Origin of the sequence: Streptomyces sp. NPDC001339 (genome assembly GCF_042895955.1) — a bacterium.
Taxonomy (GTDB): Bacteria; Actinomycetota; Actinomycetes; order Streptomycetales; family Streptomycetaceae; genus Streptomyces.
The window spans coordinates 563,099-585,398 of sequence record NZ_JBIAWT010000001.1 but is presented as its reverse complement, the minus strand read 5'-3'; the positions used below and the strand labels follow the sequence as shown (position 1 = coordinate 585,398).

Below are 22,300 nucleotides of genomic sequence, written 5' to 3'. Positions count from 1 at the left end.
GCACCTGCCCGGTGGCCTGCGGCCGTACGGGAAGCCCGCCTCGCGGCCGCACCGCAGCCTCTCCCACAGCCTCAACGGCACGGGAGGTACCCCCATCTCGACCAGCACCCTCCTTTGGACCGGCGATCCACGTGAGCTCCTCCTTCTCGGCCGCTCCTCCGGCGCAGCCCCACCGGGCGGCACGGCGGGAGGCCTCCGGCACGTACCGACTGGTGCGCACACCGCCGGAGCGGGTGGATCCTCCTGCCTTGGACGCAACCCAGCGCGCCGTGGTTGACCACGGGCACGGGCCGCTCCTGGTGCTGGCCGGCCCGGGAACCGGCAAGACCACGACGCTGGTGGAGTCGGTCGCCCGCCGGGTACGGGCCGGCACCGACCCCGAGCGGATCCTCGTCCTCACCTTCAGCCGCAAGGCCGCCACCGCGCTCCGCGACCGCCTGGCCGCCCGCCTGGGGACCGGCTCCAGCCCGCAGGCGACCACGTTCCACTCCTTCTGCTACGCCCTGGTCCGCGCCCACCAAGACGCCGACCTCTTCGCCGACCCCCTGCGGCTGCTGTCCGGACCCGAACAGGACCTCGTCGTACGCGAGCTCCTCGAAGGACAGGCGGAGCTCGCCGCCGCCGGACGCGACCGGATCGGCTGGCCGGAGGAGCTGCGGGCCTGTCTGACCACCCGTGGTTTCGCCGACGAGGTCCGCGCGGTCCTCGCCCGCAGCCGCGAACTGGGCCTGGGCCCGGACGCCCTCGGCGACTTCGCCCGGCGCACCGGCCGCCCCGACTGGAGCGCCGCGGCCGGCTTCCTCGCCGAGTACCTCGACGTTCTGGACGCCCAAGGGGTCGTGGACTACGCCGAGTTGGTGCACCGTGCGGTGCTGCTCGCCGGCCGTCCCGACGTCGCGGCCGAACTGGCCGCCCGTTATGACGCGGTCTATGTCGACGAGTACCAGGACACCGACGTCGCCCAGGTGCGGCTGCTGCGTGCCGTCGCCGGCAACGCGCCGGGAGGTGCCCCCGGGAAGGGCCCCCGGGCCGCGGCCGCACCCGGCTCCCCGGGCCGTACGCTCGTGGCCTTCGGCGACCCCGACCAGTCGATCTATGCCTTCCGGGGCGCCGACCTCAGCGGCATCCTGGAGTTCCCCGAGACCTTCCGGCGCGCCGACGGGACCCCCGCCCCGGTGGCCGTCCTCGGCACCGCCCGGCGCTCGGGCGCCGCCCTGCTGGCGGCCACCCGGCTGCTCGCCCGCCGGATGCCGCTCACCCGCCTGCCCGCCGAGAAGATCCGCGCCCACCGCGAGCCGGCCCCCGTACGGGACGGCGGCCGCGTCGAGGTGTACACGTACCCGACGCCCGGCGCCGAACTCGACAACATCGCCGACATCCTGCGCCGCGCCCACCTCGAGGACGGCGTGCCCTGGGGCGAGATGGCCGTCCTCGTACGCGCCGGGGGGCGCTCGATACCCGGCGTGCGCCGTGCGCTCACCTCGGCCGGGGTACCGCTCGACATCGACGGCGACGATCTGCCGCTCCGCCATGAACCGGCCGTCGCCCCGCTGCTGACCGCCCTGCGGGTCGCCGCACGCGGGGCACTGGCCCGCCCTGCCACCGGTCACGCCACCGGTCACGCCTCCGAGGACGCCGCTGGTGACGTGGAGGACGCCGTCGGTGACGCCCCCGAGGACGCCCGGGCTCCCCAGGACGCCCCGGCCCCCGACGGCACCGCCCCCGCCTACCGGCTGGACGCCGAAACCGCCCTCGACCTGCTCACCTCCCCCCTGGGCGGCATGGACTCCGCCGACCTCCGGCGCCTGGGCCGCGCCCTGCGAGAGGAGGAGCGCGCCGCCGGCCGGCCACTGCCGCGCCCCTCCGACGAACTGATCGCCCAGGCCCTCGCCGAACCCGAGCGTCTGGTGGCGCACGACCCCGGATACGCCCGCGGCGCCCAGCGGCTCGGCCTGCTGCTGCGCACGGCCCGCGAACTGCTCGCCGACGGCGGCACCGCCGAGCGGGCGCTGTGGGAGCTGTGGGACGGCACTCCCTGGCCGGGGCGCCTGGAGCGGGCCGCCCGCCGTGGCGGCGCCGCCGGCCGCAACGCCGACCGCGACCTGGACGCGGTGGTCGCCCTCTTCGAGACCGCCGCCCGCGCCGAGGAGCGCACCGGCGGCCGGGGCGCCCTGAACTTCCTCGAGGAGCTCGACGCCCAGGACATCGCCGCCGACACCCTCACCCGCCGCACCGTCCGCCCCGATGCCGTACGCCTGATGACCGCCCACCGCGCCAAGGGCCTGGAATGGCGGCTCGTCGTCGTCGCCGGCGTCCAGGAGGGGCTCTGGCCCGACCTGCGCCGCCGGGGCTCCCTCCTGGAAGCCGACCGCATCGGCCGCGACGGCCTCGCCGAACCGCTCACCCCGGGGGCGCTGCTCGCCGAGGAACGCAGGCTGTTCTACGTGGCCGCCACCCGCGCCCGCGAGCGCCTCGTCGTCACCGCCGTGAAGGCCGCCGCCGACGACGGCGACCAGCCCTCCCGTTTCCTCACCGAACTGGGCGTCACCCCCCAGGACGTCAGCGGACGCCCCCGCCGCCCCCTCTCGGTCGCCGCGCTCGTCGCCGAACTGCGCGCCACCACCGTCGACCCGGACGCCGCCCCCGCCCTGCGTGAGGCCGCCGCGCAGCGCCTCGCCAAGCTGGCCGCACTGCACGACGGCGACCACAAGCCCCTGGTGCCGGCCGCCCACCCCGCCAACTGGTGGGGCCTCGCCGAACCCACCCACAGCGGCGTCCCGCTGCGCGACCGCGACCGGCCCGTGCTCCTCTCCGGCAGCGCCCTCGACCAGCTCGCCCACACCTGCTCCCTGCAGTGGTTCCTGGGCCGCGAGGTCAAGGCGGACGCCCCCGCCACCGCCGCCCAGGGCTTCGGCAACGTCGTCCACGTCCTCGCCGACGAGGTCGCCTCCGGCCGCACCCCCGCCGACCTGGCCGTCCTGATGGAGCGCCTGGACTCCGTATGGGACGCGCTCGCCTTCGACGCCCCTTGGAAGTCCCGCCAGGAGAAGGACCACGCCCGGGCCGCCCTGGAGCGCTTCCTGCGCTGGCACGTCATGGAACGCGAGACCCGCGGCCGCGACACCGTCGCCACCGAGCACGGCTTCGACCTCACCCTCCAGGCCGGCACCTGCCAGGTCCGTATCCGCGGCAGCATGGACCGGGTCTCGCGGGACGCGCAGGGCCGGGCGTACGTCGTCGACTTCAAGACCGGCAAACAGAAACCGACCGGCCCCGAGGTCGCCCGCCACCCCCAGCTCGCCGTCTACCAGCTCGCGGTGCGCGAGGGCGCCCTCGACGACGCCTTCGACGGCCGCACACCGGATGCCGGCGGCGCCGAACTGGTCCACCTGCGGCTCGGCGCGCCCCAGAAGGAGGGCGGCGAGGCGCTGCCCGCCGTACAGGCGCAGCAGCCGCTGGACGGTGACTGGGCCGGCGAACTCCTCGCCACCGCTGCGGCCCGCGTCCTGGAGGAGCGGTTCACCCCCACCACCGGCACCCACTGCGCCCACTGTGCCTTCCGGGCCTCGTGCAGTGCGCAGCCGGAGGGGCGGCACGTCGTGGAATGACCCGGGCGCGGGCCGTGCACGAGCTGTCGTACGGGAGTCGTACGGGAGGGCGTAACAGGAGGGTGTGACAGAGAGGGCGTAACAGGAGGGCGTACGGGCCCTCGTACGAGATCGGCTACCGGCCGTGTACGTCTCGTACGGGACGTGACCTGGGCGGACGGCCCGAGCCGCCGCGATTGTCAGTGGCGCCGGTTACGGTTTGGGACGTGTCAGCCCGCATCACCGACCCCGAGCAGCTCAAAGAGCTCCTCGGCATCCCGTTCACCCCGGAGCAGACGGCGTGCATCACCGCCCCGCCCGCCCCGCAGGTCATCGTGGCCGGCGCCGGCTCCGGCAAGACCACGGTCATGGCCGCCCGCGTCGTCTGGCTGGTGGGCACCGGCCAGGTCGCCCCCGAACAGGTCCTCGGGCTGACCTTCACCAACAAGGCGGCAGGCGAGCTCGCCGAACGCGTCCGGGCCGCGCTGCTCGCCGCCGGTGTCACCGACCCCGACCCCCTCCCCGCCCCCGCCGCGTCTGACGGTGCCGACGGTTCCGGGACCGCCGGCGAGCCCCGCATCTCCACTTACCACGCCTTCGCCGGCCAGCTCCTCAAGGACCACGGCCTGCGCATCGGCCTGGAACCCAGCGCCCGGCTGCTCGCCGACGCCACCCGCTTCCAGCTCGCCGCCCGCACCCTCCGCGCCGCCCCCGGTCCGTACCCGGCGCTCACCACCTCCCTGCCCTCGCTCGTCGAGGACCTCCTCGCCCTCGACGCCGAGCTCGCCGAACACCTCGTCGACCCCGCCCGGCTCCGCGACCACGACACCGCGCTCCTCGCCGCCCTCGACGGCGTCAAGCTCACCAACGCCGACCTGCGCAAGGTCCCCGAAACCACCCGCGCCCGCCTGGAACTCCTCGACCTCGTCACCGCCTACCGCAGCGAGAAACGCCGCCGCGACCTGCTCGACTTCGGCGACCAGATCGCCCACTCCGCCACTCTCGCCCTCACCCGCCCCGAGGTCGGCCGGATCCTCCGCGACGCATTCCGCGTCGTCCTGCTCGACGAGTACCAGGACACCTCCGTCGCCCAGCGACTGCTGCTCTCCGGCCTCTTCGGCGCCGGTGGCGGCAGCACCCCCACCGGGCACGCCGTCACCGCCGTCGGCGACCCCTGCCAGGCCATCTACGGCTGGCGCGGTGCCTCCGTCGCCAACCTCGACGACTTCCCCGCCCACTTCCCCTTCCGGGACGGCACCCCCGCCCGCCGGTACGCCCTCAGCGAGAACCGCCGCAGCGGCGGCCGCCTCCTCGACCTCGCCAACAGCCTGGCCGCTCCGCTGCGCGCCCTGCACGAAGGCGTCGAAGCGCTGCGTCCGGCCCCCGGTGCCGAGCACGACGGCACCGTCCGCTGCGCCCTGCTGCCCACCCACGCCGAAGAACACGCCTGGCTCGCCGACTCGATCGCCCACCTCGTCCGCACCGGCACCCCGCCCGGAGAGATCGCGGTGCTCTGCCGCACCGCCGGCGATTTCGCCCACGTCCAGGGCGAACTGGTCGCCCGTGACATCCCCGTGGAGGTCGTCGGCCTCTCCGGACTCCTCCACCTGCCGGAAATCGCGGACCTCGTCGCCGTCTGCGAAGTCCTCCAGGACCCCACCGCCAACGCCGCCCTGGTCCGCCTGCTGATCGGCCCCCGCTGGCGGATCGGCCCCCGCGACCTGGCCCTCCTCGGCCGCCGCGCCCGCACGCTGGTCCACTACGGCGGCCTCCCCGGCACCCTCTCCGGCGACCCTTCCGATGACCCCTCCGGCGACGCCGACCGGCGGCTCGCCGAGGCCGTCGAAGGCGTCGACCCGGCCGAGACACTCTCCCTCGCCGACGCCCTCGATACCTTCCTCGAAGCCGACCACCCCGACGACAGCCTGCCGTTCTCCCCCGAGGCACGCGTCCGCTTCGCCTACCTCGCCACCGAACTCCGCGACCTCCGGCGCTCCCTCGGCGACCCCCTCATGGACGTCCTCCACCGGATCCTCGCCACCACCGGTCTCGAGGTCGAACTGTCCGCGTCACCCCACGCCCTCGCCGCCCGCCGCCGCGAAACCCTCGGCAGCTTCCTCGACATCGCCGCCGGATTCGCCGCCAAACAGGGTGGTGAATCCCTCGACGGCGACGCCACCCTGCTCGCCTTCCTCGGTTTCCTGCGCACCGCCGTCCAGTACGAGAAGGGCCTGGACAGCTCGCTCCCCGGCGGCGAGAACACCGTCAAGGTCCTCACCGCCCACAAGGCCAAGGGCCTCGAATGGGACGTCGTCGCCGTGCCCGGCCTGGTCAGCAAGCAGTTCCCCAGCGAACAGGCCCGCGAGTCCTGGACCAGCCGCCCCAAGGTCCTGCCGCACGCCCTGCGCGGAGACGCCGCCACCCTCCCCGACGTCGAGGAGTGGGCCGCCCGCGGCCTGAAGAACTTCAAGGAGGCGATGAAGCACCACCAGGAAACCGAGGAGCTCCGCCTCGGCTATGTCACCTTCACCCGCCCCCGCTCCCTGCTGCTCGGCTCCGGCCACTGGTGGGGCCCCCAGCAGAAGCGCCCTCGTGGCCCGTCCGCCTTCCTGGAGGCACTGCGCGCCCACTGCGAAGCAGGCCACGGCGAGATCGAGTACTGGGCCGGGCCCCCCGAGGACGGTGCCGAGAACCCCGCCCTCGCCGAAGCCGCCGTCGAGCGGGCCTGGCCGCTGCCGCTCGACCCCGCCGCCACCGCCCGTCGCCGTCGAGCAGCGGCCACGGTCCGCGCCCACCTGGCACGCCGTACGGGCGGCCCGGCGGCGCCTGCCTCTGCCTCTGCCGCTGTCCCTGCCGCTGCTGCCGGCCCCGGCCCCGGCCCCGCCCCCGCCGCGGTGCCGGAACCGGCGTCCGGTGACGACCCGGAGTGGCCACCGCCCCCGGAGGACGAGGACGAGTGCGCTGCTCCCGAGGACGATCCGTTCTCCGAGGGCGACCCGTTCTCCGAGGGCGACCCGTTCGACGACGGCCTGCCGTACCGGGAGACCTCGCCGGACGACGACACCCCGCCCACCGCCCGGATCATCGCCCAGCGTGCCGAGAGCCAGGACGCTTCGGAGACCCCGGACGCTTCGGACATCCCGGACCCTTCGGATGCCCCGGACGCCCCTGACCCTTCGGAGACCCCGGACCCTTCGACCACCTTGGAGGGCCCCGGCACCGCCCCGCACACCCTCCTCCCCGAGGAGCGCCGCGTCATCGGCTCCTGGGACCGCGATCTGGAGGTCCTCACCACCGAACTGCGCCGCGCCCGCGCCACCGTCCGTGACGTTCCGCTGCCGGCCGCGCTCAGCGCCACCGACCTGCTCCGCCTCGCCGCCGACCCCGACGGCTTCGCCCGCGAGCTCGCCCGCCCCATGCCGCGCCCCCCGCAGCCCGGCGCCCGCCGCGGCACCCGCTTCCACGCCTGGGTCGAATCCCGCTTCGAAGAGCTGACGCTGCCGCTCCTCGGCCCCGACGAACTGCCCGGCGCCGACGACGGCGAGCCCTCCGGCATCACCGACGAAGACGACCTGGCAGCCCTCAAGGAAGCCTTCGACCGCACCCCGTACGCCCATCGCACCCCGTTCCGCGTCGAGGCCCCCTTCCAGCTGACCCTCGCCGGACGCCTGATCCGCGGCCGCATCGACGCCGTCTACAAAGAGCGCGGCCCCGACGGCGACCGCTTCGAGATCGTCGACTGGAAGACCGGCCGCAACCTCCCCCGTGGCCTGAAGGGCACGGGAGGTGCCCCCATCGCCGACCCCCTCCAGCTGGCCATCTACCGCCTCGCCTGGGCCGAGCGCCACGGCCTGCCCCCGTCCGCCGTCGACGCCGCCTTCGTCTACGTCCGCAGCGGAGAGGTGGTCAGACCCGCACGGCTGCCGGGCCGCGCCGGACTCGAACGCATCCTCCTCGGCGAGACCGCCGACGGTCCCTTCCCGGAAGGCCGATAGGCTCGGCCGTATGAGCACGACCCCGGACAACGCCGTCCGCGCCTACATCGCAGGCCACCGCGAAGCCTTCCTCGACGACCTCGCCGAGTGGCTGCGCATCCCCTCCGTGTCCGCCGACCCGGAGCGCGCCGGAGAGGTCCGCCGCAGCGCCGAATGGCTCGCCGCCAAGCTCACCGACACCGGCTTCCCGGCCGTCGAGGTCTGGGAGACCGACGGGGACGGCCTGCCCGCCGTCTTCGCCGAATGGCCCTCTGGCGACCCGTCCGCGCCCACCGTGCTCGTCTACGGCCACCACGACGTGCAGCCCGCCGCCCGCGAGGACGGCTGGCACACCGACCCCTTCGAGCCGCACACCACCGACGGCAGGCTCTACGCCCGCGGCGCCGCCGACGACAAGGGCCAGGTGTTCTTCCACACCCTCGGTGTCCGCGCGCACCTCGCCGCCACCGGCCGTACGGCCCCCGCCGTCAACCTCAAGCTGCTCATCGAGGGCGAGGAGGAGTCCGGCTCACCGAACTTCCCGGCCCTGATCAAGAAGCACGCCGACCGCCTCACCTGCGACGCCGTGATCGTCTCCGACACCGGCATGTGGTCCAGGGACACCCCCACGGTCTGCACCGGCATGCGCGGCCTGACGGACTGCCAGATCGACCTGTACGGCCCGGACCAGGACATCCACTCCGGCTCCTTCGGCGGCGCCGTCCCCAACCCCGCCACCGAGGCCGCCCGGCTGGCCGCCGCCCTCCACGACACCGGCCGCCGCGTCGCCATCCCCGGCTTCTACGACGGCGTGATCGAACTCACCGACCGCGAGCGGGAGCTCCTCGCCGAGCTGCCCTTCGACGAGGCCGAATGGCTGCGCACCGCCCACTCCCACGCCACCCTCGGCGAGGCCGGCAACACCACCCTGGAGCGCATCTGGGCCCGCCCCACCGCCGAGGTCAACGGCATCGGCGGCGGCTACCAAGGCCCCGGCGGCAAGACCATCATCCCGTCCACGGCCCAGCTCAAACTCTCCTTCCGGCTCGTCGCCGGCCAGGACGCCGCCGCCGTTCAGCAGTCCGTACGCGACTGGGTCGGCGAGCAGCTCCCGCCCGGCATCCGCCACAAGATCACCTTCTGGGGCGCCACCCGCCCCTGCCTCACCCCGCTCGACCACCCCGCACTCCAGTCCGTCGTCCGCGCCATGGGACGCGCCTTCGGCCAGAAGATCCGCTTCACCCGCGAGGGCGGCTCCGGACCGGCCGCCGACCTCCAGGACGTCCTCGGCGTCCCGGTGCTCTTCCTCGGCATCTCCGTCCCCTCCGACGGCTGGCACGCACCGAACGAAAAGGTGGAGCTCGATCTGCTGATGAAGGGCGTCGAGACCGCCGCCCACCTGTGGGAAGACCTGGCAGAGAGCTGGCCCAGGCCCTGACCGTGCCGCCCCGCCACACCGCCGCCGCACCACCACCCCGCCCCGCACCCGTACGCAGCCCACACCCACGCCATAGGGGGAGTTGGAAACAGCAGTGACCACCCGGACCAACCACACCGCCGACCGGCCGCTCACCTTCAGCGCGCCGAGCGGCATCGACCGCTCCGCCCACCACCGCCTCGACGAGGCGTGGCTGGCGGCGGCCTGGAGCCACCCGACGACGCGTGTCTTCGTGGTATCCGGAGGCCAGGCGCTGATCGACGACACCCCCGACGGCCGCACCGAACTGATCATGACGCCGTCCTTCGAGGCGCCACTGACCGAGGCCCACCGCTACTACCTCGGCACCGACGACGACGGCGTCAGCTACTTCGCCCTCCAGAAGGACTCCCTCCCCGGCCGCATGGACCAGTCCGCGCGCCCGGCCGGCCTGCGCGAGGCAGGCCTCCTCCTCTCGCCCCGGGACGCCGGCCTCCTCGTCCACGCCGTCGCCCTGGAGAACTGGCAGCGCCTCCACCGCTTCTGCTCACGCTGCGGCGAACGCACCGTCATCGCCGCCGCGGGCCATATCCGCCGCTGCCCCGCCTGCGGAGCCGAGCACTACCCCCGCACCGACCCGGCCGTGATCATGCTGGTCACCGACGAGGACGACCGCGCGCTCCTGGGCCGGCAGGTCCACTGGCCCGAAGGGCGCTTCTCCACCCTCGCCGGCTTCGTCGAGCCGGGCGAATCCATCGAGCAGTCCGTCGCCCGCGAGGTCTACGAGGAGGCCGGTGTCGTGGTCGGCGACGTCGAATACGTCGCCAGCCAGCCCTGGCCCTTCCCCTCCAGCCTGATGCTCGGCTTCATGGCCCGCGCCACGTCCTCCGAGATCCAGGTCGACGGCGAGGAGATCGAGGAGGCCCGCTGGTTCTCCCGCGAGGACCTCCACGCCGCCTTCGAATCCGGCGAGGTCCTCCCGCCCTACGGGATCTCCATCGCCTCCCGCCTGATCGAACTCTGGTACGGCAAGCCCCTGCCCAAGCCGTAACAGCCCCTGACCACAGGCTGACCGCCACCTGACCACTGGTTGACCGCCACCTGGGCATCGCGCGACCGCGGCTACTGCAGCGCGGCCGCGCACACAGGGCTACCCGCCCACGGCGCCGTATCGCTGTACACACAAGCCGTATGCCTGTACGCACAAAGGGCCGCCCGGCCATCCCTCACCGGGACCAGCCGGACGGCCCTTCAGGCCGCGGATCAGGCGCTGCGCCCGGCCCCTCAGGCCGCACCCACCTTCTGCTTGACCTGAGCCAGGGAAGGGTTGGTCAGCGTCGTACCGTCGGCGAAGAGCACGGTCGGCACGGTGTTGAGTTTTTCTTCCGGTGATCATGCGGCCAGTGCTACGCGATCCCCCGAGAAGAGAGGGTTCGGGGTGAACTCCCATCCGTGGCCAGGGACGCTCCGCGTCACGATCAGCGGCGCGGACGGGAAGCCGTCGCCGTACTCGAACCGGATGCCCTGAGCACTGGCGTAGACCTTGACGCCCCAGGAGATCAGCTTTTCCCGCCGCTCGTTGCGGGGCGCACTGTCCCACCACTCCCTATAAGTCTGGCCTGTCTCCGTCCACTCCGCGCGCGGCTTGGCTTCCGGGGCGCTGGTCAGTGCCTCTCGCTCCGCTGCCACATTGGCGATGTGCTGGCCGTACTCAAGAGCCGACAGCTTGCCTGCCTGGAGTTCCTTGGTGAGTTGTTCCAGCCGTCCGTCTAGGACAGCCACTTGAATGGCTCTGGAGTCGTCCGTAACGGTCCGGCGCTCCATCGCGGGCAGGTGGCCAATCTGACCAGTCAGAACGCGGCCTATCTCCTCGTACAGAGCCTCAGCGCCCCATGAGTGATCGGGGCACGGCTTACGCCCCGATGCGCGGTGGCCCTGGCACCGGATGCGGGGGTTGCCCCTGCGTCCGCCCTTGGCCCAGTAGAGCGGGTGCTGATAGTCGGACCCGTCGCAGTACAAGAAGCCTCGGACGGGGGAGACCTCGGACGGACCCTTGGTGTACTTGATCAGCGATGCGGTTTCCTGGAGCGTCAGCCACTCCGCCTCTTCGAGCACGGGCTCACCACGCATGACGGGGGAGCCGTCAGGGTTGCGGACGACCGTGCCGTCTGCCCGTACGTACTCCCCGAGCAGTGACCGCGACGTGAGCACAGCCTGAACAGCGGTGGGCGACCACCGCGCCCCACGGGGCTTGGCCTTCTCCTGATCAAGGCGAGTGGTGGACGTACCGGCCGCAGCACGCATCCGGGCAATGTCCTGGGAGGTCGGAACACCACGGGGACACTCGCAATCCGTCATGTTCCGTGAGCAGTCTCCTGCGTGGATGACCGCTACGTTCAGCCAGTCAGCGACGACCGCGAACGACTTGGCCGAGATGAACAGCCGGATCATTTCGAGGAGTACGGGCCCGTACTCAGGGCACAGAGCCAAGGTGAAGCCGTCGCCGTCCTTGACCGCAACACGACCGAACGGAACGAGTCCACCGGGCCACCGGCCAGCCTCGCGCATGGCTTCACGGCTGGCCCGGATGCGGGCCTTGATGGCCTCTAGCTCTGCCTCTGCCAGTACCGCGAGGATCTTGGCAATGGTCCGGCCCCACGGCGTGGACAGGTCGAAGCCCTCTTCAATGGACACGAGCGACTTACCGTGCTCGTCGCACCAGTCGAGAAGCGCACAGAGATCCTTAACAGATCGGGCTATTCGATCGATCTTGAATACATAGATGACGTCGAACTCGTCACGCCGGTTGTTGAGCCAGTCCCCAAGAGAGGGGCGCAGCCACGGCGACAGGGACGCGGATACGTCGATGTCCTCTGCGAAGTCCACAAAGGTCAGCTCGTCGGCATCCACGCGCTTTTGGATGCGCCGACGCTGCGTGTCGTCTCCGGTCTGCCCACCGCTGCCGACGCTGAGTCGTACGGCTCCCAAAGCCCGGAGCGTCGTCACGGACGGCCGGGGGAGTGTGGTGGCGGTCATTCTTGCCTTACTGGTTGTACTGCTCGGAATCCAACGCGACCCTGAGACCGATTCGGATCACTCCTGTTTCCTCTTCCAGGATTCCGAGCTTCCGAGCCTTGGTCAGGTGGTTCTTGATCGTTCCGGGATTACGGCCGAGAGCGTCTGCGATGTCCTTCACGGGCGTGGTGCTCCTGGTCTTCAGCGCCAGCCCGTAGAGCTGGGCAAGCTTCCGGAGGTAGTCCTCCGTCACTGCTCCCCGACCGGAAGTGTCGAGCCCGCGTAGCTCCCGCAAGCGCCTGGAGAACTGGCTCCGCGCGGCCTCCGTCTCCTGTGACGTGCGGCCGGAGCGGGAGAGCTTCACGTCCCGAAGGAGCGTGCTCGTAATGCCGCGCTGTTCCGCCTCTTGGTCATCTGTCGTGATGTGCAGCTCTACCGGGAACGGCCCATCACCCCACACGGCGCGCACGGTCCACGGCCCGACCTGCTGTGTCGTTTCCGTTCGTTCCATGCTGTGACCATAGCACGACGTGCCATCTGGTCGTGCTGGTTTGACATGCTGGCACGGTCAGTCTCACTGTGAAGGTGAGACGGGACAGAAGGCGCAGGAATCGAAACCTGACGCGCGACCACCACCACGGCCCCGGTGCCCGCCACCGGGGCCTCTGTCATTTCAAGGGAGATCATGAGAAAGATCCACGTTTTCAACCCGGCCAAGGGAAACAAGTGGCTGTATACCGAGATGGTCCGTAACCAGCGCACAGAGGGAGAGCTGGACATCGGCCGAAATGGCATGGAGTACGTCCTTGGAATACTCACCCACCTGAACAACGCTTCCGGTAAGACCTTTGTCGCCGACTCGACCATTGCCAAACAGGCAGGGTGGACAGGTAACAGTCATGGGTTTAAGGAGGTTCGGAAGACAATGGTGGAGTCCGGGTATCTGTATGTATGGGGGGTCAAGCGGCGAGCCTACGAGGTCTCGCTACTCGTGCCCGACTTCCTTGCCGAGCAGTACGAGGAACTGTTCCTCGATACCAGGAAGGTGCAGGTTGATACTGAACCTTCCCGTATATGGGAACTAACTCAGAACTCTGTACTCAGTACTCAGAACCCGGGACTCAAGACCCGGGACTCTGAAGCTCAGGACTCAGTAACTCACGACCCACAAGGTCGTGAGGGTAGTGAAGGTGAGATCTCCACTCAACCTACTGAGGGCCGCAAGAACCGGCCCTCTGGACTGGTGCCCCTGTCCTCCTCCGTCGGTACTGGTTCCTCGTATTCCTCGGAACCGTCCTCCGATGATTGTGGCTGCACCTATGACACCTGGTGGCGTCGGTGGGAATGTGCCACCAAGGACCCTTTCGAATCCTGCCTGTGCCCGTGTGGGCACCCAGCTACCACGTGACCTTCGCCACCTCCATACACCTGCCTCGAAACCCGCCATGCGGCCCCTCTATATAAGTGAAGAGGGTTTCTCTCCTTAGTCCCCCTGCCCGCTCGCTGTGAAGCGCCGGGCCCCTATTTCTCTTCTGAGCGCCTCCTGTAGGGCGCTCTTTTTATTTGCTCTCCTACTCCCGCAGAGCGGGAGCACACGAAAGGAAACCAATCTTGGTCAATCTGACCCCGTTCCAGAACCGTCGCAACCGTCTTGGCCTCACCTACGCGCAGCTTGCCGAACGTGTCGGCTGCTCTGAGTCCACTGTCCATCGCTGGCTTACCGGCCAGAGTCAGATGTCGGTGGGCGACGTCGTGGTTATGGCTCACGCACTCCGCATTCCCTTCGGTGACGTTGTGGAGAACCTGAAGGCCGCCATTGAGGGCCAGGCCATCGCCGCAGAGTACCGCCGAGCCTGCCAGGACCGTACAAGCACCCTTCAGACGGCCGAACACGCAGATGCTCGCACCTTCGCGGACAACCGCCAGAAGACGCGAGCCTGACCACTCACGACACCTTCTCTGAATCCTTCCCTAAGGAGTTCCCCATGACCACTATCCGCGATGCAATCGCTAGCAATGATTTCGCCCTATCCAACATCGTTTCCAGTGCAGCCGTTGAAATGCTGAAGGCCGAGCTGGTTCTCGGCCAGACCGTATTCCGAGACGCTGAAGCTGACTACGAGGGCGACCACGGCGATAACGTCCGCATCCGAGTCCCTAAATCCATTACCCCGAAGAAGTTCGAGGGCTCCATGAACGCGATTGCTCAGACCATCAATGAGCAGACCGTAGACCTGACACTCTCCGAGTACGTGGCCAATCCGGTGGACCTCACCGCAAAAGACATGACTCTTAATGTCGCCGACTTCGCCACCCAGGTGGTCATGCCGCAGACCACCGGTCTCGCTGAGTACATTGAGCAGGCGATCGGAGAAGAGTTCCAGAAGAAGATCGACGCCACGACCAAGGGCGATACCGCCATGGAAATGGACCCCACCGATCCACGCAAGGCTATTACTGCGGCCGGCGCGATTCTCGATAAGGCCCGTGTTTCCGGTGGAGGTCGCTGGCTCGTGGTAGACCCGGACATCAAGAAGGTCCTTATGGATGACCCGAATCTGTCTCAGGTGGCCTACGCCGGTGACTCCGGTGACGCCCTGCGAGAAGCCGTTGTGGGGCGCCTGTACGGCTTCACAGTGGTCATGTCGCCTTTCGTTAAGGGTGCACTGGCGTACTCCGGTCACGCCTTCGCTGCGGCCACGCGCGCACCCCATATTCCGATGGGTCTGGTTGGGAAGTCCATCAAGGATGACGACGGACAGAACTACTCCCTTACCTGGCACATCTCCTACAACTCCGACTCCGATAAGGAGCGGTCAGTGTGCAAGACCTTCTTTGGCATGACTGAGATCGACCCGGTTCGGTCCGTCGGAATCAAGCTCAAGACTGCCTAAACATCTGGCTGGGTGGGGGGCACTCCACTTCCAGGGTGCCCCTTCCTGGAGCCTAGAGGAGATCGTATGAAGTCCGTGAAGGTTTGGCGAGATGGAAGCGGACGATGCCACGCTGACATTGGAGAACGCCACCCCATGTGGAATTACAACCCCATGGATAATGACTTGCCTCCGGAGATTGAGCGCGCGTACGACGAACGATTTCAGCGCGAGGCCGGAGCCGCTATTGCTGCGGCATATCGGACACGCATCGCCGGTGACTGAAACTCGCGAGACACGCACGGCGTGGATGTGATTGCTGTCGCGATTCGCGACGGTAATTGCGGCAACCCCAACAAGACGCTGCAGTCATCGCGTCGTCAAGCGACAGAGGCAAGCAGCAGGTGGGCGAGAGCGAGAAGAAGTTTGATCAAGTGCAACGATTTCGATTATTTGTTCATGAAATTCAAAACGTTTTCGCATTGAATTTACATTCTCGCGACTTCTTGATGCGAACAAAAATTTTTTGATTGAACGAACGAGCATAGGGAGGGGGGTGCCTCCGATCGCACAAATAGAAGGACCGAGGCGTCATAGGGTTCCCGACCCTGTACGGGTCTGGCAACATAATCCGACTGAGCGATTACAGATAGTTATAGCTGCCGAGCGCCTGAAACGAATCAAAAGAACGCCCCTGCCACTTCCGGCAGGGGCGTTCCTTGTTTGTTCAGCGGTTCAGGTCCCGGAATTCCTCCAGAATCCGCAACCCAGGAGCCAGGAGGTTTCGTTGCCCTGGGCACGGCCGCCGCTCTGAGGTCAACCACACGCGCCAGCACGACATGCAGCGCACCACCCCGGAGTGCTCCGGATCAGGCTCCGCGCTGCCGCTGCAATGCGGGCACCGGTACATGGATCTCCCTACGCCGAGAGGTCGAACTCCCCCAGCTTGGCACCGTTGAGGAAGTCGATCCACTCAGCGGCCGTGAACTCGACCGCGTGACCTGTCACGGTGCTGCGGACTGCCACCCTGCCGGGAACGTTCGTCGCGACCTCGACACACCTACGGTCGTTCGGGTCGTACTTGCACACACTGGATGCGCGGAACTCGAACTCGGGAACTGCGGTCATGTGCCCATCCCTTCGCTGCACGTGCGGGGAATCGGTCCCCGGCCGTCGTGCAACCCGCCCCGACCGCCAGCCGTTGCTGTGGTGCTGAGCGATCGGGGCGGGGAGGCTTCGGCTTCCCCAGGTCCGAAGCGGTTGCCCTCACTGCCTGGGGCAGCACCCCAGTCAAGGGGCGGAACGGGGCGAGAACCCGAGCACGTCAACTCGGACGGGACACGGCCTGTCCCTGTTCTGGGCCTGATCCGTTCGGGGGCTTTCCGCCCACCCCTACCGCCCAGCGCCGCCGCCGTCACGGGAGGGACGGGAGTCTCAGAAGTCCGGCCTACCTCCATGCATCCGCAATGTGCGACAGAAGCGCCACCACACTCGCCCAGAGTCCGACGGCGACTATTAGCGCAAGAGCCGCTGCGAGGACCAGGCCGGCCGAGGGGGCGCGTTCGTCGCGCTGCTGCTGATCGCGTTGAGCCATCGCCTGTTGGTGCGCCTCGTCATCGCATCTGAGGCACCCGGTGATCTCGTGTTCTAAGCCGTCGTGGCTCACTGACGCCCCTTCGCCCGGCATTGGGAGCACGGGAAGGGGCACGGCGGCACTTTCTTCCCCTGGGGGATGAACACGACTCCAGAGGCCACGTCCAGCCGTCCGCCGTACTCCGTCCACCACCCCTCGGGAGAGTCGCTGTACGGCTTTCTCGCCTCTGCGGCCGGGGTGGTCACGGCTGCTACTTCGGGCACTTGTCGGCGTGCCGGTAGATCACCACAGGCGGCCCGGAGACACGTTCAATCTGACCTCGGCGGGTCAGGTCAAACCGCTCGATTGGCTTCATACACGCGGAGCACCGCTGCCCTTTGGGCGCATAGGTCATGTACTCCCAGGTTCCTTCGACGGTTTTCACGTCGCTGGTCATGGCTCCGCTACCTCCCTGGATGGATTCAACCGATATCCATGATCCCCCGGAGATAGGGTTAAGGCTACGTTTATGCGCGTCTTGGACTAAAGATCATCACGTGCCATCGCAGACCATTCCCGCAACTTGGATCGTGCGGCCTCGCCGAATAGTGCGTAGCTCTCCATGATCGAAAACAGTTCCGTATGCGTTTCGATATCCCTCGGGTCTCGCAGGACAACGATTCCGGCCGTGGTCTCCACAGTGGCGAGAGTGTCGTCATACACGGTGAATGTGTCCATAGGTGCCATTGGCTTCACTCCTGCCCGGGGGATGACTCCGAGCCTCACATTCGGAAGGCGAGTCAACGCGGCAAGGTGATCGATCTGCACGCCCATCGCGGGCGGTGAAACTAGCGGCCATGTCACGGCCTGTTCGGTCAGAATGAAGGTGAACGACTTCGAGGTTTCGTAAAGAACCCTTTGTCGTTCCAGCTTCTTGGCTATGACCTGCTCTGTGTTCACGGGCGAGTGCGCGAGACTCGCCCGGATATATTCCGGGGTTGAGATCAGGCTAGTAATCATCGATAGCAGAAAGTACCGGAATTCCGTACAGGAGGATTCGAGGGCTGATAGTTCCAGTTGCTTCTTCTCCAGGCCCTTCTGGCGCAGAGACCGAATTCCTTGCCATTCAGTGTTAGCAACCCTGGCAAGTTCCATCACTCGCGCCGTGGTGTCCGGAGAAGAGTCGATGCCTCTCAGGTACCGCTCCACGTCCACCAGGGTTGGACGCACTTTCCCATTCTCAATCCTGGACACCGTGGACTGAGAGACATTCATACGCCGAGCGAGCCGGTCTCCAGTGAGACCGGCCCGCTTTCGTTCTTCTTTCAGCATCGCGGCCAGCTCTAGACCTGACTCGCTGAGCTGCTCGGGATCTATTGTCACTCTTGGATGTACTCCAAGAACGGCACCGATTCTGAAATGGCGATTCGCTGATACTCCAGGAACGGCTTAACGTCACCGCCGTACAGTTCCCGGCTGATCTGCGTGCCGTCCGGACGGTAGTTCATCAGAACCACTTTGGACTTATCGAAGGACCAAAAATCCTGGACACCTTCGAGAGGGTTGCTCCGGTCAGTCACGTCGAGGATTCGAATGTTCTCGCCAGCCTTGACGTGATGCCGGTAGTAATATTCGAACTCGAACCTCAGGTAGGCGGAGAGGGGCCGGGTCACAATGTGAACCCTGCCAACGTTCTTCCCTTCGTTTCCCCATTGGCGAAGTTCATCCATCCAACCTGACGTGTAGTCGTCGGGTGATTTCTCGCCTGCCAGGAACCGCGACAGCTTCTCGGCTTCCTGAGGCATGGTATAGACGGGCAGGGTTTCGAGTCGCCACGCTTCGCTTTCCATGGAGTCGAAGCAGGCGTTCCACTCGTCACCAGCCAAGAGCACGGAATGCCTCCCTGAGTATTGCTTCCGGGATCTCTACGAGCCCTTCCCCTGTGGGCGGGGTGAAGGCGTCGGACATGTCGCCCTGCACGATGAACGAGCCGCTGCTCGTCCGGTACACGTTCGGGCAGTCCTTCTCTCCGCAGGGTCCCCCGTTGCCGCTGCCGGTAAGCCGGGTAAGTTCCTCGCGCGCCATGCTGAAACCCCCTGGTCTGAAGCCATAGTTGGCGTGTTGACCATGACGGTACGAGCCTCACCGCCGAGCGTCCATGCATGGACGCGGGTATGCACGTCTTTGACTAAGGATCTTGGTCCATGAGCCTGCGAGCGCTGTGTGCGGCTCTGCGGCACGGCCGGGGCGCTGACGAGCGCGAAGCCGGTCTACTGGCGATCCCGGTCCAAAGCCCGATCCTGGCTGGCGTGCCAATGCAGATGGTCAAGGGCCCATCTGCTACGGCGCGTGGAGCCTGTACGGCGCCTGGAGCGTGCCGAACCGCCTCACGACCGGCTGTGGGTACGCCCTCTAGCCTTGTTCCAACCCGCCTCCGCCTCCGGCCAAGGTACGGAAGCCTCGCCACCCCTTGCCCCAGACAGCAGAAGGCCCCCGCCGAAGCGGGGGCCTGTCCGTATGTATAAGGAGGGGGATCACGCTACCGAGAGCGCCTGCTGGACCTGGGCAAGGCTCGGGTTCGTCATGACCGACTCAGTACCAGCGGAAGAAATTACCAAGACCGTCGGCACCGTCTGGTTGCCGCCGTTCGCCTTCTCCACGAACGCCGCGGACTCCGGGTCCTGCTCGATGTTGATCTCGGTGTACGCGATGCCCTCACGGTCCATCTGGCTCTTCAGCCGACGGCAGTAACCGCACCAGGTCGTGCTGTACATCGTCACAGTGCCCGCCATGCGCCCGTGCTCCTTAGCTCAGTCTTGATCGAATACCGCCCACTCTCGGTGCGGCCAAGCAACACAACGCACATCGGGCCTCAGCAATTCCCACCGCACGAGGGGAGCGCCTCACACTCCAGAAATTCTCACACCCCAGAAATTCCCCGAAAAACCTCGCAAAAGGTTCATCAACCCCCACCTTCTCTTCCCCCCTGTACCGCCCATGGGCAAGGCAGCACCTGATCCTTCCCCCGCGCCCCTCCTTCCCTCTGCGCCGCTCCCTCCTCCGCGGCCCTCCCTCCTCCGCACCGCTCCTCCACCCGCACCCTTCCTTCCCTCCGCGCCGCTCCCTCCTCCGCAGCCCTCCCTCCTCCGCACCTCCGCACCGCTCTCTTCCCGCACTGTTCCTTCCCCTCCGCACTGCTTCCTCCCCTCTCCTTCGGGGGCCCCACCCCCGCCCCCTCCCGCCCCCACCACCCCCAACCACGCTCCCCGACCACGCTTCTCTGTAGCCAACCCACCCCGCGCCGCCCCAGCAGCCGTCATCCACCCCCTAACGCCTCAGGCCTAGCGCCTCAGGCCCAGTGCCTCGGGACCCCAGGCAGGGACCCCAGGCCTGGGGCACCAACCGGGGACCGGCCGGGGCACCAAGCCGGGGCCCCGGCTCCGCCGCCACCCCGCCCCGAGGCCCGGCCCAGCGGCCTTTTCGGCGTGGATTCAGCAAAGCATCCTCCGCCGCCGCGCGTAGCCGGTTATCCACAGAGGGTGTGATGCGTATGACCGGGGGCGGGAGATGTGGACGGGATGCGTGTGGGTCTCTGGGGACCTGGCAGCATGGCGGGGTGACAGCAGCAACGCACTCCTCGCTCTTCCCGCCGGTGCCGGATTCGGCCGACGGGGTGCTCGACGGGCTCGACCCCGAGCAGCGCGAGGTGGCGACGACGCTGCACGGTCCGGTGTGTGTGCTGGCCGGTGCCGGTACGGGCAAGACGCGGGCGATCACGCACCGCATCGCGTACGGGGTCCGGGCCGGCGTCCTGCAGCCGGCGAGTGTGCTGGCCGTCACCTTCACGGCCCGCGCGGCGGGGGAGATGCGCGGCCGGCTGCGGCAGCTCGGCGCGGGCGGGGTCCAGGCGCGGACGTTCCACTCCGCTGCGCTGCGACAGCTTCAGTTCTTCTGGCCCAAGGCCGTCGGCGGTGAGATGCCGCGGCTGCTGGAACGCAAGATTCAGGTGGTGTCCGAGGCCGCCGCGCGCTGCCGGATCCGGCTCGACCGCAATGAGCTGCGCGACCTGACGTCGGAGATCGAGTGGTCCAAGGTGACGCAGACGGTGCCGGCCGACTATCCGGCCGCCGTCCGCAAGGCCGGCCGCGAGGCGCCCCGTGATCCGGCCGAGGTGGGGCAGCTCTACGCCGCGTACGAGCAGCTCAAGCGCGACCGGGGGACCATCGACTTCGAGGATGTGCTGCTGCTCACTGTCGGTGTGCTGCAGGACCGGCATGACATCGCCGAGCAGGTCCGCGCCCAGTACCAGCACTTCGTCGTGGACGAGTACCAGGACGTCAGCCCGCTCCAGCAGCGGCTGCTGGAGCTGTGGCTGGGCGACCGGGACAATCTGTGCGTGGTGGGGGATGCCGGCCAGACGATCTACAGCTTCACCGGCGCCACCCCCGATCACCTCCTCACCTTCCGCACCCGCCACCCGAACGCGACGGTGGTCAAACTCGTCCGCGACTACCGCTCCAGTCCGCAGGTCGTGCACCTCGCCAACGGGCTGCTCTCCCAGGCCAGGGGGCGTGCCGCGGATTACCGCCTGGAACTGGTCTCGCAGCGCGCGGCCGGCCCGGAGCCGGTCTACGCCGAGTACACGGACGAGCCGGCCGAGGCCGAGGGCACCGCCCGCCGCATCCGGGATCTGATCGCCTCCGGTGTGCCGGCCGGCGAGATCGCGGTGCTGTTCCGGGTGAACGCCCAGTCCGAGGTGTACGAGCAGGCGCTGGCCGACGCCGGCGTGCCGTACCAGCTGCGCGGTGCCGAGCGGTTCTTCGAGCGGCCCGAGGTGCGGGAGGCCGGCATCAAGCTGCGCGGCGCCGCCCGCTTCGGTGCCAATGACGCGCTGCTGGACGACGCCATGGACCTGCCGTCCGAGGTGCGGGCGGTGCTCAGCGACATGGGATGGACCGGTGAGCCGCCCGCCGGCTCGGGGGCGGTGCGGGACCGCTGGGAGTCGCTGGCCGCCCTGGTACGGCTCGCGGAGGACTTCGCCCGGGCCCGGCCGCAGGCCACCCTCGCCGACCTGGTCGCCGAGCTGGACGAGCGGGCCAGTGCCCAGCACGCCCCGACGGTGGAGGGGGTGACGCTCGCCTCCCTGCACGCCGCCAAGGGCCTGGAGTGGGATGCCGTCTTCCTGGTGGGTCTCACGGAGGGCATGGTGCCGATCACCTACGCCAGGACCGATGAGCAGATCGAGGAGGAGCGGCGGCTGCTGTATGTCGGGGTGACCCGGGCGCGGCGGCATCTGGCGCTGTCCTGGTCGCTGTCGCGGTCTCCCGGCGGGCGGGCCTCGCGCACCGCCAGCCGCTTCCTGAGGGGCCTGCGGCCCGGTACGGGCGCGGCGGCCGGGCGCCGTACGCCGGGAACGGTCTCAGGGGGAGTCGAGCGCGGCGCGGGGGCGGCGGCGGTCGTGCGGCGGCCCCGGCACCGCACCCCGGCGCGCTGCCGGGTCTGTGGCAGGACCCTGACGGACGCGGGCGAGATGAAGCTGATGCGGTGTGAGGACTGCCCCTCGGAGCTCGACGAGGCGCTGTACGAGCGGCTCTGTGCGTGGCGGGCCGAGCAGGCGGCGCGTGTACGGCAGCCGGCCTACTGCGTCTTCACCGACAAGACGCTGATGGCGATCGCCGAGGCGGTTCCGGGAACCGAAGCGGAGCTTGCCGTCATCTCAGGAGTGGGGCGGCGCAAGTTCGACCGCTACGGCAGCGATGTGCTGGCTATCTGTGCCGGTGAGGAGCTCGTGGGGGCCTCGGGAGACGGGTCCGGGGGCACCGCGGAAAACTCGTCGGAAAAATAGTTTGCGCGCGCGGAGC

The 22,300-nt window shown here is 68.6% G+C and carries 16 protein-coding genes and 1 pseudogene; 8 read left to right on the top strand and 9 right to left on the bottom strand.

Annotated elements, in window-relative coordinates; genetic code table 11:
• Positions 1 to 131 precede the first annotated feature (131 nt).
• From ACFY12_RS02495 to nudC, 4 genes are all read left to right on the top strand, one after another.
• Complete coding sequence (locus ACFY12_RS02495) at positions 132 to 3,608, top strand: ATP-dependent helicase (RefSeq protein ID WP_390713831.1); 3,477 nt, start codon at positions 132 to 134, stop codon at positions 3,606 to 3,608.
• Between the two features lie 206 nt (positions 3,609 to 3,814).
• On the top strand, positions 3,815 to 7,582 hold the full coding sequence (locus ACFY12_RS02490; protein ID WP_390713830.1) for an ATP-dependent helicase: 3,768 nt from the start codon (positions 3,815 to 3,817) through the stop codon (positions 7,580 to 7,582).
• 10 nt (positions 7,583 to 7,592) lie between these two features.
• Positions 7,593 to 8,999, top strand: coding sequence for a dipeptidase (locus tag ACFY12_RS02485; protein ID WP_390713829.1), 1,407 nt, complete (start codon positions 7,593 to 7,595; stop codon positions 8,997 to 8,999).
• Positions 9,000 to 9,093: 94 nt separating this feature from the next.
• Entirely contained in the window at positions 9,094 to 10,029 is a 936-nt protein-coding gene (nudC, locus tag ACFY12_RS02480) for an NAD(+) diphosphatase (RefSeq protein ID WP_390713828.1), read from the top strand.
• Between the two features lie 233 nt (positions 10,030 to 10,262).
• On the opposite strand, the pseudogene ACFY12_RS02475 reads toward nudC, so the two are convergent.
• From ACFY12_RS02475 to ACFY12_RS02465, 3 genes and pseudogenes are all read right to left on the bottom strand, one after another.
• Positions 10,263 to 10,349 (bottom strand): annotated as a pseudogene (locus ACFY12_RS02475) (NrdH-redoxin); the annotation flags it as partial.
• A 21-nt stretch (positions 10,350 to 10,370) separates the two neighbouring features.
• Positions 10,371 to 12,014 (bottom strand): recombinase family protein, encoded by a 1,644-nt coding sequence (locus ACFY12_RS02470; RefSeq protein WP_390713827.1) that lies wholly within the window; start codon positions 12,012 to 12,014, stop codon positions 10,371 to 10,373.
• Between the two features lie 7 nt (positions 12,015 to 12,021).
• On the bottom strand, positions 12,022 to 12,504 hold the full coding sequence (locus ACFY12_RS02465; RefSeq protein WP_390713826.1) for a hypothetical protein: 483 nt from the start codon (positions 12,502 to 12,504) through the stop codon (positions 12,022 to 12,024).
• A 174-nt stretch (positions 12,505 to 12,678) separates the two neighbouring features.
• On the opposite strand from ACFY12_RS02465, the gene ACFY12_RS02460 reads away from it, so the two are divergent.
• The 3 genes from ACFY12_RS02460 to ACFY12_RS02450 all read left to right on the top strand — a co-directional run bounded on the left by ACFY12_RS02460 (position 12,679) and on the right by ACFY12_RS02450 (position 14,887).
• Positions 12,679 to 13,401, top strand: a complete 723-nt coding sequence (locus tag ACFY12_RS02460; protein ID WP_390713825.1) for a hypothetical protein — start codon at positions 12,679 to 12,681, stop codon at positions 13,399 to 13,401.
• Positions 13,402 to 13,604: 203 nt separating this feature from the next.
• Positions 13,605 to 13,934, top strand: coding sequence for a helix-turn-helix domain-containing protein (locus tag ACFY12_RS02455; protein ID WP_390713824.1), 330 nt, complete (start codon positions 13,605 to 13,607; stop codon positions 13,932 to 13,934).
• A 44-nt stretch (positions 13,935 to 13,978) separates the two neighbouring features.
• The gene (locus tag ACFY12_RS02450; protein WP_390713823.1) at positions 13,979 to 14,887 is read left to right on the top strand and encodes a P22 phage major capsid protein family protein; all 909 of its coding nucleotides are present in this window, start codon (positions 13,979 to 13,981) and stop codon (positions 14,885 to 14,887) included.
• 897 nt (positions 14,888 to 15,784) lie between these two features.
• On the opposite strand, the gene ACFY12_RS02445 is transcribed toward ACFY12_RS02450, so the two are convergent.
• From ACFY12_RS02445 to ACFY12_RS02420, 6 genes are all read right to left on the bottom strand, one after another.
• Entirely contained in the window at positions 15,785 to 15,994 is a 210-nt protein-coding gene (locus ACFY12_RS02445; RefSeq protein ID WP_390713822.1) for a DUF397 domain-containing protein, read from the bottom strand.
• Positions 15,995 to 16,710: 716 nt separating this feature from the next.
• Positions 16,711 to 16,896, bottom strand: coding sequence for a hypothetical protein (locus ACFY12_RS02440; protein ID WP_390713821.1), 186 nt, complete (start codon positions 16,894 to 16,896; stop codon positions 16,711 to 16,713).
• Between the two features lie 86 nt (positions 16,897 to 16,982).
• Positions 16,983 to 17,822 carry a helix-turn-helix domain-containing protein gene (locus ACFY12_RS02435; RefSeq protein ID WP_390713820.1) on the bottom strand — a complete coding sequence of 280 codons (840 nt, stop codon included), beginning with the start codon at positions 17,820 to 17,822 and terminating at the stop codon, positions 16,983 to 16,985.
• Positions 17,819 to 18,331, bottom strand: coding sequence for a DUF6879 family protein (locus ACFY12_RS02430; RefSeq protein ID WP_390713819.1), 513 nt, complete (start codon positions 18,329 to 18,331; stop codon positions 17,819 to 17,821). The genes ACFY12_RS02435 and ACFY12_RS02430 overlap by 4 nt, the downstream gene beginning before the upstream one ends.
• Positions 18,315 to 18,524: a hypothetical protein gene (locus ACFY12_RS02425; RefSeq protein WP_390713818.1), complete on the bottom strand. Its 210-nt coding sequence runs from the start codon at positions 18,522 to 18,524 to the stop codon at positions 18,315 to 18,317. Before ACFY12_RS02425 ends, ACFY12_RS02430 begins: the two co-directional genes overlap by 17 nt.
• Positions 18,525 to 18,973: 449 nt before the next feature.
• Positions 18,974 to 19,231: a mycoredoxin gene (locus ACFY12_RS02420; protein WP_390713817.1), complete on the bottom strand. Its 258-nt coding sequence runs from the start codon at positions 19,229 to 19,231 to the stop codon at positions 18,974 to 18,976.
• A gap of 824 nt (positions 19,232 to 20,055) precedes the next feature.
• On the opposite strand from ACFY12_RS02420, the gene ACFY12_RS02415 reads away from it, so the two are divergent.
• Positions 20,056 to 22,284: an ATP-dependent DNA helicase UvrD2 gene (locus ACFY12_RS02415; RefSeq protein WP_390713816.1), complete on the top strand. Its 2,229-nt coding sequence runs from the start codon at positions 20,056 to 20,058 to the stop codon at positions 22,282 to 22,284.
• Positions 22,285 to 22,300: the final 16 nt, after the last annotated feature.